Annotated in this window: 16 protein-coding genes; 12 read left to right on the forward strand and 4 right to left on the reverse strand. The window is 70.3% G+C overall.

Annotation, left to right across the window (positions count from 1 at the left end):
• The 5 genes from FHR82_RS16365 (at position 1) to FHR82_RS16385 (ending at position 5,858) form a co-directional block, all read left to right on the forward strand.
• Positions 1 to 1,665, forward strand: a complete 1,665-nt coding sequence (locus tag FHR82_RS16365) for an ABC transporter substrate-binding protein (protein ID WP_184811221.1) — start codon at positions 1 to 3, stop codon at positions 1,663 to 1,665.
• A gap of 36 nt (positions 1,666 to 1,701) precedes the next feature.
• The gene (locus FHR82_RS16370; RefSeq protein ID WP_184811222.1) at positions 1,702 to 2,724 is read left to right on the forward strand and encodes an ABC transporter permease; all 1,023 of its coding nucleotides are present in this window, start codon (positions 1,702 to 1,704) and stop codon (positions 2,722 to 2,724) included.
• Positions 2,724 to 3,656: an ABC transporter permease gene (locus FHR82_RS16375; protein ID WP_184811223.1), complete on the forward strand. Its 933-nt coding sequence runs from the start codon at positions 2,724 to 2,726 to the stop codon at positions 3,654 to 3,656. The genes FHR82_RS16370 and FHR82_RS16375 overlap by 1 nt, the downstream gene beginning before the upstream one ends.
• 67 nt (positions 3,657 to 3,723) lie before the next feature.
• The gene (locus FHR82_RS16380) at positions 3,724 to 4,722 is read left to right on the forward strand and encodes an ABC transporter ATP-binding protein (RefSeq protein WP_184811224.1); all 999 of its coding nucleotides are present in this window, start codon (positions 3,724 to 3,726) and stop codon (positions 4,720 to 4,722) included.
• Positions 4,719 to 5,858, forward strand: coding sequence for an ABC transporter ATP-binding protein (locus tag FHR82_RS16385; RefSeq protein WP_184811225.1), 1,140 nt, complete (start codon positions 4,719 to 4,721; stop codon positions 5,856 to 5,858). The genes FHR82_RS16380 and FHR82_RS16385 overlap by 4 nt, the downstream gene beginning before the upstream one ends.
• Before the next feature lie 87 nt (positions 5,859 to 5,945).
• On the opposite strand, the gene FHR82_RS16390 is transcribed toward FHR82_RS16385, so the two are convergent.
• Together FHR82_RS16390 and leuA are read right to left on the reverse strand one after the other, a co-directional pair.
• Positions 5,946 to 6,566 carry a maleylpyruvate isomerase family mycothiol-dependent enzyme gene (locus tag FHR82_RS16390; protein WP_184811226.1) on the reverse strand — a complete coding sequence of 207 codons (621 nt, stop codon included), beginning with the start codon at positions 6,564 to 6,566 and terminating at the stop codon, positions 5,946 to 5,948.
• A 180-nt stretch (positions 6,567 to 6,746) separates the two neighbouring features.
• Positions 6,747 to 8,549 carry a 2-isopropylmalate synthase gene (gene leuA, locus FHR82_RS16395; protein ID WP_184811227.1) on the reverse strand — a complete coding sequence of 601 codons (1,803 nt, stop codon included), beginning with the start codon at positions 8,547 to 8,549 and terminating at the stop codon, positions 6,747 to 6,749.
• Between the two features lie 247 nt (positions 8,550 to 8,796).
• Here leuA and FHR82_RS16400 point away from each other — a divergent pair, with 247 nt between their 5' ends.
• The 3 genes from FHR82_RS16400 (at position 8,797) to FHR82_RS16410 (ending at position 11,013) form a co-directional block, all read left to right on the forward strand.
• A complete protein-coding gene (locus tag FHR82_RS16400; RefSeq protein WP_184811228.1) occupies positions 8,797 to 9,090 on the forward strand; it encodes a hypothetical protein in 294 nt (97 codons plus the stop codon).
• Between the two features lie 24 nt (positions 9,091 to 9,114).
• On the forward strand, positions 9,115 to 9,414 hold the full coding sequence (locus FHR82_RS16405; protein WP_184811229.1) for a hypothetical protein: 300 nt from the start codon (positions 9,115 to 9,117) through the stop codon (positions 9,412 to 9,414).
• Between the two features lie 147 nt (positions 9,415 to 9,561).
• Positions 9,562 to 11,013, forward strand: coding sequence for a FadD3 family acyl-CoA ligase (locus FHR82_RS16410; protein ID WP_184811230.1), 1,452 nt, complete (start codon positions 9,562 to 9,564; stop codon positions 11,011 to 11,013).
• Here the strand turns inward: FHR82_RS16410 and FHR82_RS16415 are convergent.
• Positions 10,994 to 11,470: a DUF3592 domain-containing protein gene (locus FHR82_RS16415; RefSeq protein ID WP_184811231.1), complete on the reverse strand. Its 477-nt coding sequence runs from the start codon at positions 11,468 to 11,470 to the stop codon at positions 10,994 to 10,996. The two genes, FHR82_RS16410 and FHR82_RS16415, sit on opposite strands and share 20 nt — an antisense overlap.
• 13 nt (positions 11,471 to 11,483) lie before the next feature.
• Entirely contained in the window at positions 11,484 to 12,071 is a 588-nt protein-coding gene (locus FHR82_RS16420; protein ID WP_184811232.1) for a TetR/AcrR family transcriptional regulator, read from the reverse strand.
• Between the two features lie 45 nt (positions 12,072 to 12,116).
• Here FHR82_RS16420 and FHR82_RS16425 point away from each other — a divergent pair, with 45 nt between their 5' ends.
• From FHR82_RS16425 to FHR82_RS16440, 4 genes are read left to right on the forward strand one after another with little or no spacing between them, the layout of a single operon-like run.
• Positions 12,117 to 13,268, forward strand: coding sequence for an acetyl-CoA C-acetyltransferase (locus FHR82_RS16425; RefSeq protein WP_184811233.1), 1,152 nt, complete (start codon positions 12,117 to 12,119; stop codon positions 13,266 to 13,268).
• On the forward strand, positions 13,265 to 14,011 hold the full coding sequence (locus tag FHR82_RS16430; protein WP_184811234.1) for an SDR family oxidoreductase: 747 nt from the start codon (positions 13,265 to 13,267) through the stop codon (positions 14,009 to 14,011). Before FHR82_RS16425 ends, FHR82_RS16430 begins: the two co-directional genes overlap by 4 nt.
• Entirely contained in the window at positions 14,005 to 14,799 is a 795-nt protein-coding gene (locus FHR82_RS16435) for an SDR family NAD(P)-dependent oxidoreductase (protein ID WP_184811566.1), read from the forward strand. The genes FHR82_RS16430 and FHR82_RS16435 overlap by 7 nt, the downstream gene beginning before the upstream one ends.
• Positions 14,800 to 15,675, forward strand: a complete 876-nt coding sequence (locus FHR82_RS16440; protein ID WP_184811235.1) for a phosphotransferase — start codon at positions 14,800 to 14,802, stop codon at positions 15,673 to 15,675.
• Positions 15,676 to 15,705 lie beyond the last annotated feature (30 nt).

A 15,705-nucleotide genomic window follows, 5' to 3' on the forward strand; every position in this document is an offset into this window, starting at 1 on the left:
ATGGTCAACCCCCGCACGGTCCGCTTGGCGGCACTCGGCTTCGCCGCCGCTGTCGCGCTGACCGCGTGCGCTGAATCCCAGCGCGACTCCCAGGACGAAGGTGGCGGCCAGACCGGCGGCACACTGACCTTCGCGACCGAGGGTGCGCCGAAGCTGTTCGACCCCTTCTTCGCCACCGACGGTGCCACCTTCCGCACCTCACAGCAGATCTTCGAGGGTCTGATCGAGTTCAAGGCAGGCACCGCCGATGCCGAGCCCGCGCTGGCGACCAAGTGGGACCACAGCGAGGACGGCCTCACCTGGAACTTCGAGCTCCGCGAGGGCGTGAAGTTCCACGACGGCTCCGAGTTCAACGCCGAGGCCGTCTGCGCCAACTTCGACCGCTGGTACAACCAGAAGGGCGCGGGCCAGAGCCCGGCCGTGTCCGGCTACTGGCAGGACAACTTCGGTGGCTTCTCCGACGGTGCGACCCCGTCGCTGTTCAAGTCGTGCGTCGCGGAGGGCAACAAGGCCGTCGTGACGCTGACCCGCTCCACCTCGAAGTTCCCGGACATCCTGGGCCTGCCGTCGTTCGCGATGCAGAGCCCGACGGCGCTCGAGCAGTACAAGGCCGACGACGTCCAGGCGCAGGGTGACTCGTTCGTGTACCCCGAGTACGCGACCGACCACCCGACCGGCACCGGCGCGTTCAAGTTCTCGAAGTACGACGAGGCGAACGGCACCGTCGAGCTGGTCCGCAACGAGGACTACTGGGGCGAGAAGGCCAAGCTGGACAAGCTGATCCTGCGCGCCATCCCGGACGAGACCGCCCGCAAGCAGGCGCTGCAGTCCGGTGACGTCGACGGCTACGACCTCCCGTCGCCCGCCGACTGGCAGGGCCTCAAGGACGACGGCTACAACGTCATGATCCGCCCGGCGTTCAACGTCTTCTACCTGGGCATCGGCCAGAAGAACGTGCCCGCGCTGCGCGACCTGAAGGTCCGCCAGGCGATCGCCCACGCGATCGACCGCGAGGGCCTGGTCAAGCAGCAGCTGCCCGAGGGTTCCGAGGTCGCGGAGAACTTCTACCCGAAGACGGTCGACGGCTGGACCGACGACGTCGAGAAGTACGACTACGACCCGGAGAAGGCCAAGCAGCTGCTCGCCGACGCGGGCCAGTCGAACCTGACGGTCAACATCTACTGGCCGACCGAGGTCACCCGTCCGTACATGCCGAACCCGCAGGACATGTTCGGCTTCATCCGGGGCAACCTGGAGGCCGTCGGCATCAAGCTGAACGTGGTCAGCAAGCCGTGGAACGGTGGCTACCTGGAGGACGTGGACTCCGGCAAGGCCGACCTGTTCCTGCTCGGCTGGAACGGTGACTACAACACGGCGGACAACTTCATCGGCAACTTCTTCTCCGACCCGAACAACCGCTTCGGCACCGGCAACTCGCCGTGGGGCGCGACGTTGTCCCAGGAGATCCAGGCCGCCGACTCGGAGCCCGACGAGGAGAAGCGCAACGGCATGTACGAGGAGCTGAACAAGAAGCTGAAGGCGGAGTACCTGCCTGCCATCCCGATCTCGCACGGTCCGCCTGCGATCGTCGTCGCCGAGAACGTGAAGGGGCTGGTCGCCAGCCCGCTCACCGACGAGCGCTTCGACTCCGTCAGCCTCGGCTGACGAAGTCCAGCTCCCACCACCACAGGACAAAGTTAGGTGCTTCGCTACACGGTTCGGCGGTTGCTGCAGCTCGTAATCGTCGTCGGGGTGCTGTCGCTGCTGCTGTTCGCGTGGCTCCGCTCGCTCCCAGGAGGGCCGGTCTCGGCCCTCCTGGGCGAGCGGGCGACCGCTGCGAGCCGGGCCCGGCTCACCCAAGAGCTGGGTCTGGACCAGCCGATATTCGTCCAGTACTGGAAGTTCCTCACGCGTGCCGCGTCGGGGGACTTCGGGGTGTCGACGGGCGTGCAGCCCGGTGACACCGCGTCCGAGATCTTCCTCCAGCGGTTCCCCGCGACGCTGGAGCTGTCGTTCCTGGCGATCGTCATCGCGATCGCCGTCGGCATCCCTCTCGGTTACCTCGCCGCCCGCCGCCGAGGTGGCTGGCTCGACAACCTGTCGATCGTCGGCTCGCTCGTCGGCGTCGCGGTGCCGGTCTTCTTCCTCGCGTTCGTGCTCAAGCAGGTGCTGGCCGTCGACCTCGGCTGGTTCCCGACGGCGGGACGCCAGGAGGGCGGCCTCGACGCCACGCGCGTAACCGGGTTCTTCGTCCTCGACGGGGTCCTGACGCAGGAGTGGGACGCGGCGTGGGACGCGATCAGACATCTGATCCTGCCCGCGATCGCGTTGTCGAGCATCCCGTTCTCGGTGATCTTCCGGATCACCCGCGCGGCGGTGCTCGACGTCCTCGACGAGGACTTCATCCGCACCGCGGAGTCCAAGGGCCTCACCACCCCGGTCATCCGCCGCCGCCACGTGCTGCGCAACGCGATGCTGCCGGTGGTCACCACCATCGGCCTGCAGACCGGTGCGTTGCTCGCCGGCGCGGTGCTGACCGAGAAGGTGTTCGCGTTCCCCGGTATCGGGCAGGCGCTGGCGCTCGGGTTCGAACGCCGTGACTATCCGGTGCTGTTGTTGCTGATCCTCTGTGCCGCCGGGGTGTTCGTGCTGATCAACATGCTGGTCGACCTGTCCTACGCGTTGATCGATCCGCGCATCCGCACGGCAGGTGGTGCCCGGTGATGAGCACGAAGTCCAAGATCGACGCGCTCGCGGCGACCGCGGGCAAGATCGGCGACGACCCCGGCGTGAGCGTGGCCGCCGCCGCGTGGCGCAGGCTGCGCCGCAACCCGGTGTTCCTCACCGGCGCGGTGATCATCACCGCGTTCATCGTGCTGGCGATCCTGGCGCCGTTCATCGCGCCGCACGACCCGACCGACCCGATGCTGGGCGACCAGGTCGTCAAGGCCCGCAACCAGATCCCGGAGTCGCAGGAGGGGCACCCCCTCGGGGGTGACCAGGTGGGCCGCGACCTGCTGTCCCGGCTTCTGGTCGGCTCACAGCAGACGTTGCTGGTCGGCGTGCTGGCCACGCTGATCGGGCTCACGGGCGGGCTGATCCTCGGCACACTGGCCGGTGCGCTCGGCGGCTGGGTCGACAGCCTGGTCATGCGCGCGGTCGACGTCATGCTGTCGATCCCGGGCCTGCTGCTGGCGGTGTCGATCGGTGCGCTGTTCGCGCAACCGAACATCTACACGCTGATCGTCGCCGTCGCGACGGTGCAGATACCGATCTTCGCGCGCCTGTTGCGGGGCTCCATGCTCGCGCAACGGCACAGCGACCACGTGCTGGCCGCGCGTGCGCTCGGCGTGAAACAGCGGGCCATCGTGTTCCGGCACATGCTGCCGAACTCGCTCGGCCCGGTGATCGTCCAGTCCACGCTGGTCCTCGCGATCTCCATCATCGAGGCGGCGGGCCTGTCGTTCCTCGGTCTCGGCAACCCCGACGACCGGATCCCGGAGTGGGGGCAGATGCTCGGCCGGGCGCAGAACGTGATCGACAGCCACCCGCAGCTCGCCTTCTGGCCTGCCGGTTGCATCATCGTGGTGGCGCTCGGCTTCACGCTCATGGGTGAGTCGCTGCGCGAGGCCCTCGACCCGAAGAGCAGGCGCTAGTGAGCGGAGCTTGCGGAGCGAACCATCAGCACCGCGGTTCCTCGGAGCCTGCGAGGAGGAACCGATAGTGGCTCTACTCGAAGTACGCGACCTGCGGGTCGTCTTCCAGCGCAAGGGCGAGGTGCCGTTCACCGCGGTCGACGGCGTCGACTTCGACGTCGAGCCGGGGCAGACGGTCGGCCTGGTCGGCGAGTCCGGCTGTGGCAAGTCCGTGACCGCGATGTCGATCATGGGTCTGCTGCCCAAGCGCGGCAACAAGGTCACCGGCTCGGCGAAGTTCGAGGACACCGAGCTGCTCACGCTGTCCGACCGGCAGATGCGGGACCGGCGCGGCCGCGACCTGGCCATGGTGTTCCAGGACCCGCTGTCGTCGCTGAACCCGGTCATCCCGATCGGCCTGCAGGTCACCGAGGTGCTCGAGCGGCACCGCGACATGTCCCGCCGCAAGGCCATGGTCGAGGCGGCGGACCTGCTCGACAGGGTCGGCATCCCGGACCCGAGGCGGCGGCTCGACGAGTACCCGCACCAGCTGTCCGGCGGCATGCGGCAGCGCGCGCTCATCGCGATCGCGCTGGCGTGCCAGCCCCGGCTGCTGATCGCGGACGAGCCGACCACCGCGCTGGACGTGACCATCCAGGCGCAGATCCTGGCGCTGCTCGCGGAGCTGGTGCGCGACTCCGGCACCGCACTGATCATGATCACGCACGACCTGGGCGTGGTCGCGGGCCTGTGCGACGAGGTCAACGTGCTGTACGGCGGCCGCGTGGTCGAGCGCGGCGGGCGGCACGACCTGTTCCAGGTGCCCCGGCACCCGTACACCTACGGCCTGCTGCAGTCGATCCCCAGGCTGGACGCGCCGAAGGGCGAGCGCCTGTCGCCGATCCGAGGGTCGGTGCAGGACAACATCCCGTGGACGTCGGGCTGCGCGTTCGCGCCCCGGTGCCCGAACGCGACCGACACGTGCGTCGAGGTGACGCCCGAGATGGTGCCCGACGGTGCTGGTTCCGTGCGGGGCGAGCGGTTGCTGCGCTGCCACAACCCGGTTGCCCAGGAGGTGCCCGCGTGACCGCGCCAGCCACAGAGCCGGCCGCACCGGCCGCACACCCCCTCATCGAGGCCGACGACATCAAGGTGCACTTCCCGATCAAGCGCGGGATCGTGCTGGACCGGACCGTCGGCCACGTGTACGCGGTCGACGGTGTCGACCTGGTGGTCAACCGGGGTGAGACGTACGGCCTGGTCGGCGAGTCCGGCTGCGGCAAGTCCACGCTCGGCCGCGCGATGCTGAAGCTCACCGAGCCGACCAGCGGCAGGGTCCTGTTCGACGGGGTCGACCTGTCGGCCATGAAGGGCGAGAAGCTGCGCACCATGCGGCGGCGCATGCAGATGGTCTTCCAGGACCCGATGTCGTCGCTGGACCCGCGCCAGTCGGTGGAGTCGCTGCTGGTCGAGGGCATGCGCGCGCACAACCTCGACAAGGGCAAGGAGTCGACCGGCAAGCGTTTGCGGGAGCTGCTGTCGGCGGTCGGCCTGCCGAGCACCGCGCTGCGCAAGTACCCGCACGAGTTCTCCGGCGGCCAGCGCCAGCGCATCGGCATCGCCCGCGCGCTGACGGTCGAGCCGGACCTGATCGTCGCGGACGAGCCGGTGTCGGCGCTGGACGTGTCCGTGCAGGCGCAGGTGATCAACCTGCTGGAGGACCTGCAGGACGAGTTCGGCCTCACCTACCTGGTGATCGCCCACGACCTGGCGGTCGTCCGGCACATCTCCGACCGCGTCGGCGTGATGTACCTGGGCGGCCTGGTCGAGGAGGCGACGTCCGACGACCTGTACGCCGAGCCGCTGCACCCGTACACGCGGGCGCTGCTGTCGGCCGTGCCGGTGCCGGACCCGGTGGTCGAGGACCGCCGCGAGCGCATCCTCCTGGCCGGCGACCTGCCCTCGCCCGCGCGCCCGCCGACAGGCTGCCGGTTCCACACGCGCTGCCCCTGGAAGCAGGCGGAGAAGTGCGACACCGAGCGGCCTGCGCTGCGCGAGATCACGCCGGGCCACCGCGTGGCGTGCCACTGGGCCGAGGACATCCGCGACGGCAAGATCCGGGCACACGAGGTGAAGCCCGAGCTGGTCGAGATGGAATGGGACGCCCCGGACGACGCCTCGCTGGCCGGCCCCGCGTCCGTCACGGAGACGCTCGGCCCCTGACCGCGACGATGTGCCTGGCACCCGGCCGGTGGAGCCACCCACCGGCCGGGGCCCGGCGCAGGAACCCGCCGCGGGCGAAGCGGCCGGTCACAGGGCGGCCGTCACCAGGCCGACGCCTGAGCCGGTGAGCGTGGCGAGGCCGGCAGGCCGGCCGGTGGCGACCAGCAGCAGGTCGCCGACCGGGCCGCGCAGCTCGCGGGGGCCGTCACCCGCGGACCAGTCGCAGTCGGTGGCGACCAGGCGCACGCCTGTGAACCGTTTGCGGGCGCCGTAGAACCTGCTGGTCCGGACGTGTTCCAGTGCGGCGGTAGTCTGTTCGACCGGCATCGGGCGGGCGACGCCGAGCGGCCGGGCCACGTCCTGGCCGTGCACGATCGCGTCGACCAGCGGGTCCAGCGGCGCGGCGCCGGGAGTGCGGCGGGCCGAGCCCGCGGTCTCCCTCAGCTGCGCGATCAGCTCCTGCCTGCTGAAACGGGCCACGCGGTCGCGCGCGAAGTTGTCCACCATGCGGTCGAAGTCGCCCATGGCCTTCAGCATGCCCGTGAACATCACGAACCCGGTGGTGCGTGTCGACATGGTCATGTGGGCGGCGACGTGCAGCACGGTCCAGCCGTCGCACAGGGAGGGCGCCTGCCACTCGTGGTCGGTGAGGCTGTCGAAGAGGTCGGCCAGGCTGAGGCGTTCGTCGCGGGTCCAGTCGAGGATCATGCCTCCACTACGAACGGGAGTCGCCGGGATGGACATCCGGTCCGGACCAGTCCTGGCGGCATGGTGGTGCCCCGTACCCCGCGGCACTTGCGGCGCTCGACTGGATCTCCAGCGCGAACCGGAACGATCACGCGCGGGGGCGGGTCTCGTAAGGGGTTGCCGGGCCCGCCCCCAAGCGCGTCAGCGCGAGAAGCGGTTGACCGCCGAGACGACCGCACGCAGCGACGCCGTCACGATCGAGCTGTGGACGCCGACGCCCCAGAGCGTGCGCTCGCCGATCGAGCACTCCACGTACGCCGCCGCGCGGGCGTCGTCACCCGCCGTGAGCGCGTGCTCGGTGTAGTCCAGGACCCGCACGTCGAAGCCGACCGAGGCCAGCGCGTCGACGAACGCGGCGATCGGGCCGTTGCCGGCACCGGTGATCTCGTGCCGGTCGCCCTCGACCTCGACGACCGCGCTGATCTCGTCGTGGCCGCGGCCGTCCGAGGGGTCGGAGCCGGAGATGCGGTGCTCACGCAGCACCAGTGGCGCCCCGTGCTCCAGGTACTCCGAGGAGAACGTCGACCACATGAGCGCGGGCGACACCTCGCCGCCCTCCGTGTCCGTGTACCGCTGCACGACCTGCGAGAACTCGATCTGCAGGCGGCGCGGCAGCTCGAGCTGGTGCTCGGTCTTCATCACGTACGCGACGCCGCCCTTGCCGGACTGCGAGTTCACGCGGATCACGGCCTCGTACGTGCGGCCGACGTCCTTCGGGTCGATCGGCAGGTACGGGACCTCCCACGGGTGGTCCTCGACCGGGTGACCCGCCCGATCCGCCGCGTCCTGCAACGCGTCCAGGCCCTTGTTGATCGCGTCCTGGTGCGAGCCGGAGAACGCCGTGAACACCAGGTCGCCGCCCCACGGGTGGCGCTCGCCGACCGGCAGCTGGTTGCAGTACTCGACCGTGCGGCGGATCTCGTCGATGTCGGAGAAGTCGATCTGCGGGTCGATGCCCTGGCTGAACAGGTTCATGCCCAGCGTCACCAGGCACACGTTGCCGGTGCGCTCGCCGTTGCCGAACAGGCAGCCCTCGATGCGGTCCGCGCCGGCCTGGTAGCCCAGCTCGGCGGCGGCCACCCCGGTGCCGCGGTCGTTGTGCGGGTGCAGCGACAGCACCACGGAGTCACGACGTTCCAGGTTGCGGTTCATCCACTCGATGGAGTCGGCGTACACGTTCGGTGTCGCCATCTCGACGGTGGCGGGCAGGTTGATGATCACCGGGCGGTCGGGCGTCGGCCGCCAGATCTCGGTGACCGCGTTGCACACCTCGGCCGCGTAGGACAGTTCGGTGCCGGTGTAGGACTCGGGGGAGTACTCGAACCGGAAGTCGGTGTCGGAGTACTTGCCCGCCAGCTCCTGGACCATCTCGGCGGCGGAGGTGGCGATCTTCTTGATGCCCTCGCGCTCCTCGCGGAACACCACGCGCCGCTGGAGGATCGAGGTCGAGTTGTAGATGTGGACGATCGCCTTGCGCGCGCCCTGCAGCGCCTCGAAGGTGCGCTCGATCAGCTCGGGGCGGCACTGCGACAGCACCTGGATGGACACGTCGTCCGGGACCGCGCCGTCGTTGATGATCTCGCGCACGAAGTCGAAGTCGGTCTGCGAGGCGGCGGGGAAGCCGACCTCGATCTCCTTGTAGCCCATGCGCACGAGCAGGTCGAACATGCGCCGCTTGCGCGCGGGCGACATGGGGTCGATCAGGGCCTGGTTGCCGTCGCGCAGGTCGACCGCGCACCACTGGGGCGCCTTGGTGATCACCTTGTCCGGCCAGGTGCGGTCGGGCACCGAGATCGGCTCGATGAGCTGGGCGAAGGGCTGGTAGCGGTGGACCGGCATCGACGTGCCCCGCTGGGTGTTCCACGTGGGCTGGTTGTCGGGCGCGGGCCTGCTCGGCATCCGGATGTTGCTGGTGGCGGCGCGCTGTACGTCGGGAATGCTCATGATGTCGGAAAGCTCCTGCTTGCGGGTCTACGGACGAACGACCGGCAAGGCTTCGCCCCGCGGCGGGGAGCCGGTCTGGTCAGGCCCCGTCGCGGCAACGAAGGAGGAGAGCACGTGCCACGGCCGACAGCCTAGCCAGGGATCGCTGCGAACACGAAGCGGCCCTCTCACATCGTGGGCCGAACGGACTACCCGGATTGCTCCGGTGAAAGAGTTTCGTCACACGCATGCTGGGCATCCACCCTGCATGACAACTCGTAGATGGAGCCGCACGGGAAGTGGGACCGCTGCGCGTGTCGTCCAGCTCATCGGGGCGGTCTTCGCGCTCATCGAGGTCGTCTACATCCTGCTGAACCTGTTCGGCGCGAACGCGGGCAACGCCTTCTTCCGTTTCATCCAGTCGATGGCAGAACCGCTGGCGCTGTTCTTCCCCGGTTTGTTCACCTTCGCCAACAAGTCGCTCGAGACAATCGTGAACTACGGTCTCGCCGCCGTGTTCTGGCTGCTCGTCGCCGGCTTGATCGCGCGAGTCGTATCCTGATGACGAACGTGCCAGACTCCCACCATGGCCACCGTGACCCGGTCGAACGTGGTGGGAGTCCTGGCAGGCGCCGTCCGCTGGGCCGGACTGGCATTCGCCGTCGTACTGGTGGTGCACGTTCTCCTCACGGTGGGCAACGCCAATCCGGCGAACGGCATCACGCGGTTCTTCTCGTCCGTCGCGGAACCGCTCGCGCTGGCGTTCAAGGACCTCTTCACCCCGGAGAACACGCAGCTGCGGGTGCTCGTGAACTACGGGCTCGCGGCGCTGTTCTGGCTGATCGTGTCCTCGGTTTTGTCACGCCTGATCCGACGCCTGGCGTGAGTCGCGCAACTGTCCTGGGTGCCAGTCGGGGGTTCCCAGTCCTGCTGCCGGCCGTCCGGGCGTGGTGAGCGTTCGCCGGTGGCGCCCTCTGGTGGGGGGCGCCACCGGGTCTTGCGCACACTTTATAGAACGTGTTCTAGTTGATCCGTGGACACGATTCCGGCTGTCGTCGCCGCGGCGGCTCACCGGTTCGGCGACGCGGAGGCCCTGGTCGACGGGCCCGTGCGGATGTCTTGGCGTGAGCTGGGGGCCCAGGTCCGCGCTGCCGCCGGACTGTTCGCCGAGAACGGGGTCCAGCCCGGCGACCGGGTCGCCGTCTGCGCCCCCAACACCCACCACTGGGTGCTCGCGGCTCTCGGCGCGCTCACCGCGGGCGCCACCCTGGTCCCGGTCAACACCCGCTTCACCGCAGCCGAGACGGCCGACATTCTCGACCGCACCCGCGCGAAGTCCCTGGTCGTGGTCGGTGAGTTCCTCGGGAGGGACCGGCTCCGCGAACTCCGCGACGACGGCCACCGGATCCCCGGCCACGTCATGACCATCGACCCCGGCACGCCGTGGCAGCCGCTCGACCACGCGGCACCCGACGTCGGGACCGGCCCGGACGACGTCAGCGACATCCTCTTCACCTCCGGCACCACCGGCCGCAGCAAGGGCGCGATGAGCGCACACCGCCAGGCGCTGGGCGTCGCCAGGGCATGGGCCGGACTCGGCGGTGTCACGCAGGACGACCGCTACCTCGTGATCAACCCGTTCTTCCACAGCTTCGGCTACAAGGCGGGCATCCTCGTCTGCCTCCTCACCGGCGCCACGATCGTCCCGCAGCTGACCTTCGACGTGAAACAGGCCGCCGAGCTGGTCCGGCGCGAGCGGATCACGGTGATGCCCGGCCCGCCGACGATCTTCCAGTCCATGCTCGACCTGCCCGGCGCCGACCTGAGGACGCTGCGCCTCGCCGTCACCGGCGCCGCGGTCGTGCCGGTGACGCTCGTCGAACGCATGCAACGCGAGTTCGGCACCGTCCTCACCGCCTACGGGCTCACCGAGGCGGTCGTCGCCACGATGTGCGGCCCCGACGACGACGCCGAGACCGTCGCGACCACGTGCGGCCGGCCCACCGCCGGGTTCGAGCTGCGCATCGGTGACCAGGGCGAGATCCTCCTGCGCGGCCCGAACGTCATGCTCGGCTACCTCGACGACCCACACGCGACAGCGCAGGCCGTGGACGCCGACGGCTGGCTGCACACCGGTGACGTGGGTACCGTCGGCGACCGCGGCCACCTCACGATCACCGACCGCCTCAAGGACATGTACATCAGCGGCGGCTTCAACGTGTACCCCGCGGAGGTCGAGCAGGTGCTCGCCAGGCTGCCCGGCGTCACGGAGTCCGCGGTGGTTGGCGTGCCGGACGAGCGGCTCGGCGAGGTGGGCAAGGCGTTCGTCGTCGCGAATGGACTGTCCACTGAGGACGTGATCGCGCACTGCAGGCGCCTGCTCGCCAACTACAAGGTGCCGAGGCAGGTCGAGTTCACCGAAGCGCTGCCGCGCAACGCGTCCGGCAAGGTGCTCAAGCGGGTGCTCAGAGACGCCGGAGCGTGAACAGGTTGTCCGCCGGGTCGACGGTCGCGTACAGCAGCCCGCCGACGCGGTACTCCGGGTCGGGCCTGCCGCGGTAGGTCGCCGCGAACGGGGGCACGTCGTCACCGCTGATCCGCAGGCGCAGCACGACGACGGTGCCGGTGTCGTCGCCGGGGTCGACGTGCTCCACGTCGGTGATCTCCGCGACCGCGGGGCGGCCGGCCCGCCGCAGCCGCGCGGTGTGCTCGCGGTGCTCCGCCGCGTCGAACCAGAGCACGAACCCGAGCGGGACGATGGTCACCAGCAGCAGCACCTCGACGAGCACTGTCGCCCACCACGGCATGCCCTCGGCGAAGGCCATGGCCAGCGGGATCGCGGACGAGAGCCAGAGCAGCACGGCGCAGGAGCGGAGCATCCCCCGCGACCAGGGGCCACCGATCGACGCCTGCTTGGCGCTGAGGGTCTCGTCCCCGGTCACGGCGTGATCGTAGTCAGGCGGTGATGCCGTCCAGAATCATCTTCAGGTATTGCTCGGCCAGTTCCTCGGGGGAGAGCCTGCCGTCCTGGCGGAACCAGCGCACCGCCACCCACACCGAGTCGCGCAGGAAGCGGTACGTGATCGCCGGGTCGAGGTCCGCGCGGAAGGCGCCAGCCTCGATGCCGTCGCGCAGCACGGTGGTCCAGATGCGGCGGACCTCGTCGTCGGCCTTGGTGAGGTAGCCGAAGCGGGGGAGCGAGCGCAGGTAGGTGCGTTCGTTCTGCAGCACGGTGATCGCCGCGCGGTGCTCGCCCAGCGAGCGGAAGGCCTCGGTGACCAGGCCGCGCAGCGCGGTGACCGGCTCGGCGCCCGCGATCTCCCGGTACGTGGTGAGCAGCTCGTCGAGGTAGCTCGACAGCAGCTCGTCGAGGATCGTCTCCTTGGAGTCGAAGTGGTGGTACAGGCTGCCGGACAGCACGCCGGCGGCGTCGCCGATGTGCCGGACCGTCGTGGCCCGGTAGCCGCGTTCCGCGAACAGCTCCGCCGCGATGCGCACCAGGTCGGCACGCCGTGCCGAGGGCTTGCCGCGCGTTTCCGTCATGTTCTCCACTCCCGCACCCAAGCGCTAGCTTGGTAGCCTAGCACCGTGGCAGACGCGTACATCGTCGACGCGGTCCGCACGCCGGTAGGCCGGCGCGGCGGCGGACTCGCGGGTGTCCATCCGGCTGACCTCGGCGCGCACGTGCTGCGTGCGCTGTTCGACAGAACCCCGCTCGACCCCGCTGTGGTCGACGACGTGGTCTTCGGCTGCGTCGACACGATCGGTCCACAGGCCGGGGACGTGGCACGGACGTGCTGGCTCGCGGCCGGGCTGCCCGAGGAGGTGCCGGGCGTGACCGTGGACCGGCAGTGCGGGTCGTCGCAGCAGGCCGTGCACTTCGCCGCGCAGGCGGTGCTGAGCGGGACCGCGGACGTCGTCGTCGCCGGTGGCGTGCAGAACATGAGCGCCATCCCGATCTCGGCGGCCATGTACGCGGGCCGCGACCACGGCTTCCCCGACCCGTTCTCCACGTCGAAGGGCTGGCTCGCCCGCTACGGCGACCAGGAGATCTCCCAGTTCCGCGGCGCCGAGATGATCGCCGCGAAGTGGGACATCTCGCGCGGCGACATGGAGGAGTTCGCGCTGCGCAGCCACACCCGCGCGGTGGCGGCCATCGACGGCGGCTGGTTCGACGGCGAGCTCGCGGCCCTGGAGGGCGTCGTCGCCGACGAGTGCCCGCGCCGTGACACGTCACCGTCGAAGATGGCGGGCTTGACGACGCTGCTGCCGGACGGCCGCCTGACCGCCGCGCTGGCCAGCCAGATCTCCGACGGCGCCGCCGCGCTGCTGGTCGTGTCCGAACGGGCCCTCGCCGAGCACGGGCTCACGCCGAGGGCCCGTGTGCACCACCTGTCGGCCCGCGGCGGCGACCCGGTCGTGATGCTCGACGCGCCGATCGCCGCCACCGGCCACGCGCTGCGCCGCGCCGGGCTGTCCATCGACGACATCGACCTCGTGGAGATCAACGAGGCGTTCGCGAGCGTGGTCCTGGCCTGGCTCAAGGAGACCGGCGCCGATCCGGACCGCGTGAACCCCGCGGGTGGGGCGATCGCACTCGGCCACCCGCTCGGCGCGACCGGCGCGCGGCTGATGACCACACTGCTCGCCGGGCTGGAGCGCACCGGCGGCCGGTACGGGCTGCAGACCATGTGCGAGGGCGGCGGGCAGGCCAACGTGACGATCCTGGAGCGCCTGTGACGACCGTGCTGGTGACCGGCGGCGCACGCGGCGTCGGGCTGGGGATCGTGCGCGGGTTCCTCGACGCGGGCTACGACGTGGTGACGTGCAGCAGGCACGAGCCGACGAACGACATGGGCGAGGCGGAGTTCATCAAGGCGGACGTGCGCGATCTGTCGCAAGTGGACGGTCTGGTGTCCGCCGTGCTCAGCCGGTACGGGACGCTCGACGTCGTGGTCAACAACGCCGGTGGCGCGCCGCCGGTCGACGCCGCCACCGCGTCCCCGCGCCTGCACGCGAAGATCATCGAGCTGAACCTGGTCGCGCCGCTGCACGTGTCGCAGCGCGCGAACACCGTGATGCAGCAACAGGAAACGGGTGGCGTGATCGTGATGATCGGCAGCGTGAGCGGCACCCGGCCGTCACCTGGCACGGCCGCGTACGGCGCGGCGAAGGCGGGCCTGGCGAACCTCGCGACGTCGCTCGCGGTCGAGTGGGCGCCGAAGGTGCGGGTCAACACGGTGGTGGTGGGGCCGGTCGACACCGAGCAGTCACACCTGCACTACGGCGACGCGGCCGGAGTCTCCTCGGTCGGCTCGACGATCCCGCTGGGGCGCATGGCGGTGCCCGCGGACGTGGCGCAGGCGTGCCTGTGGCTGGCGTCGCCGGGCGCCGCGTACGTCAGCGGCAGCACGATCACCGTGCACGGCGGCGGCGAGCGGCCCGCGTTCCTGGCGGCCTCGAACGCCGTGGAGCCATCGTGATCTGCGCGGGGCGGGTCGTGGCGATCACCGGTGCCGCGCGCGGGATCGGCGCTGCGCACGCGGAGGAGTTCCGGCGCCAGGGCGCGCACGTGGTGGTGAACGACGTCGACGGCGGCGACCACCACGCCGACGTGTCCACGTGGGACGGTGCGAAGTCGTTGGTTGACCTGGCGGTCTCGCGTCACGGGCGGCTCGACGTGCTGGTCAACAACGCGGGGATCGTGCGGGACCGCATGCTGGTGTCGACCAGTGAGCAGGAGTGGGACGACGTGGTGCGCGTGCACCTCAAGGCCCATTTCCTCACGATGCGGCACGCGGCGGAGCACTGGCGCTCGCGGTCGAAGGCAGGTGAGGAGGTCTCCGCGCGGGTGATCAACACCAGTTCGGGCGCGGGCCTGTTCGGCAGCGTCGGCCAGGCGAACTACTCGGCGGCGAAGGCGGGCATCCTTGGGCTGACGCTGGTCGCGGCGGCGGAGCTGGCGCGGTACGGCGTGACGGTGAACGCGATCGCCCCGTCCGCGCGGACGCGGATGACGGAGGAGCTGTTCCCCGACCTGCCGGGGCCGGAGGACGTCGCGCCGCTGGTGGTGTGGCTGGGTTCGACGGAGTCGGTGGGGGTGACGGGCCGGGTGTTCGAGGTGGAGGCCGGGAAGATCACCGTGGTGTCCGGGCACCAGCGGGTGACCACAGTGGACAGAGGCAGCCGGTGGCCGGTCGACGAGGTCGGCGCCGCGGTGGCGGCGCTGATCGCGAAGACGCCGCCGGAGGTGCCGGTCTACGGTGCCTGAGTGCTGAGCCCGCCGAGCGGTTTCACGTCGTCTGACCTGGTGGCGGCGCTGGCGGCATGGGGTGTCGACGGCCCGGTCCAGTACCAGCCGGTGGGGTTCGGCAGCCACCACTGGACGGCCGGGGACCATTTCGTGACGGTCGACGAGGACCCCGACTTCCGGCAGCTCGAGGCGTCACTGCGGTCGGCGGCGGACGTCCCGGTGGCGGTGGCGCCACTGTTCACGCGTGATGGGGAACCGCTGGTGCGGGCGGGCCGGTTCGCGGTGACGGTGTACCCGTTCGTGGCGGGCGAGTCGTTCGAGTGGGGTGAGTTCCGGGACGCCGCCCATCTGCGGGCCGCGCTGGACCTGGTGCTGGCGGTGCACCGCACCCCCGCACGGCACGCGTTGACCGACGACTGCACCGTGGCGCTGCCGCCGATCCCGATGGACGAGGGCCCGTACTCGCGACCGGCCGCGGCTCTGCTGACCTCGCACGCGTCGGCGATCGCGTGGGCACACACCCGATTATGGGAGCTGGCCGCGCGGGTCGACCGGTCCCGGATGGTCCTCACCCACGGAGAACCGCACCCTGGCAACACGATGCTGACCGCGGACGGCTGGCGCCTGATCGACTGGGACACCGCGAAGATCGCCCCACCGGAACGCGACCTGTGGCACCTGGCGACCCCGGAAACCCTTGCGGCGTATGAGGAAGCGACCGGCGTGCGGCCGGAGCCGGACCTGCTGGCGATGTACCGCCTGCACTGGGACCTGACCGACCTGACCGAGTTCGCGGCGGGCTTCGCCCGCCCGCACGACGGCTCGGCGGACGACGACGAGAGCTGGCGACTGCTGCAGGACCTGCTGGCAGGCCTGGCCCCCGGCCCCCGGTGACCAGCCTCTCACGGGCCACCGACATTTTCG

The sequence above is a fragment of the Actinophytocola algeriensis genome, from assembly GCF_014203735.1.
Lineage (GTDB): Bacteria > Actinomycetota > Actinomycetes > Mycobacteriales > Pseudonocardiaceae > Actinophytocola > Actinophytocola algeriensis.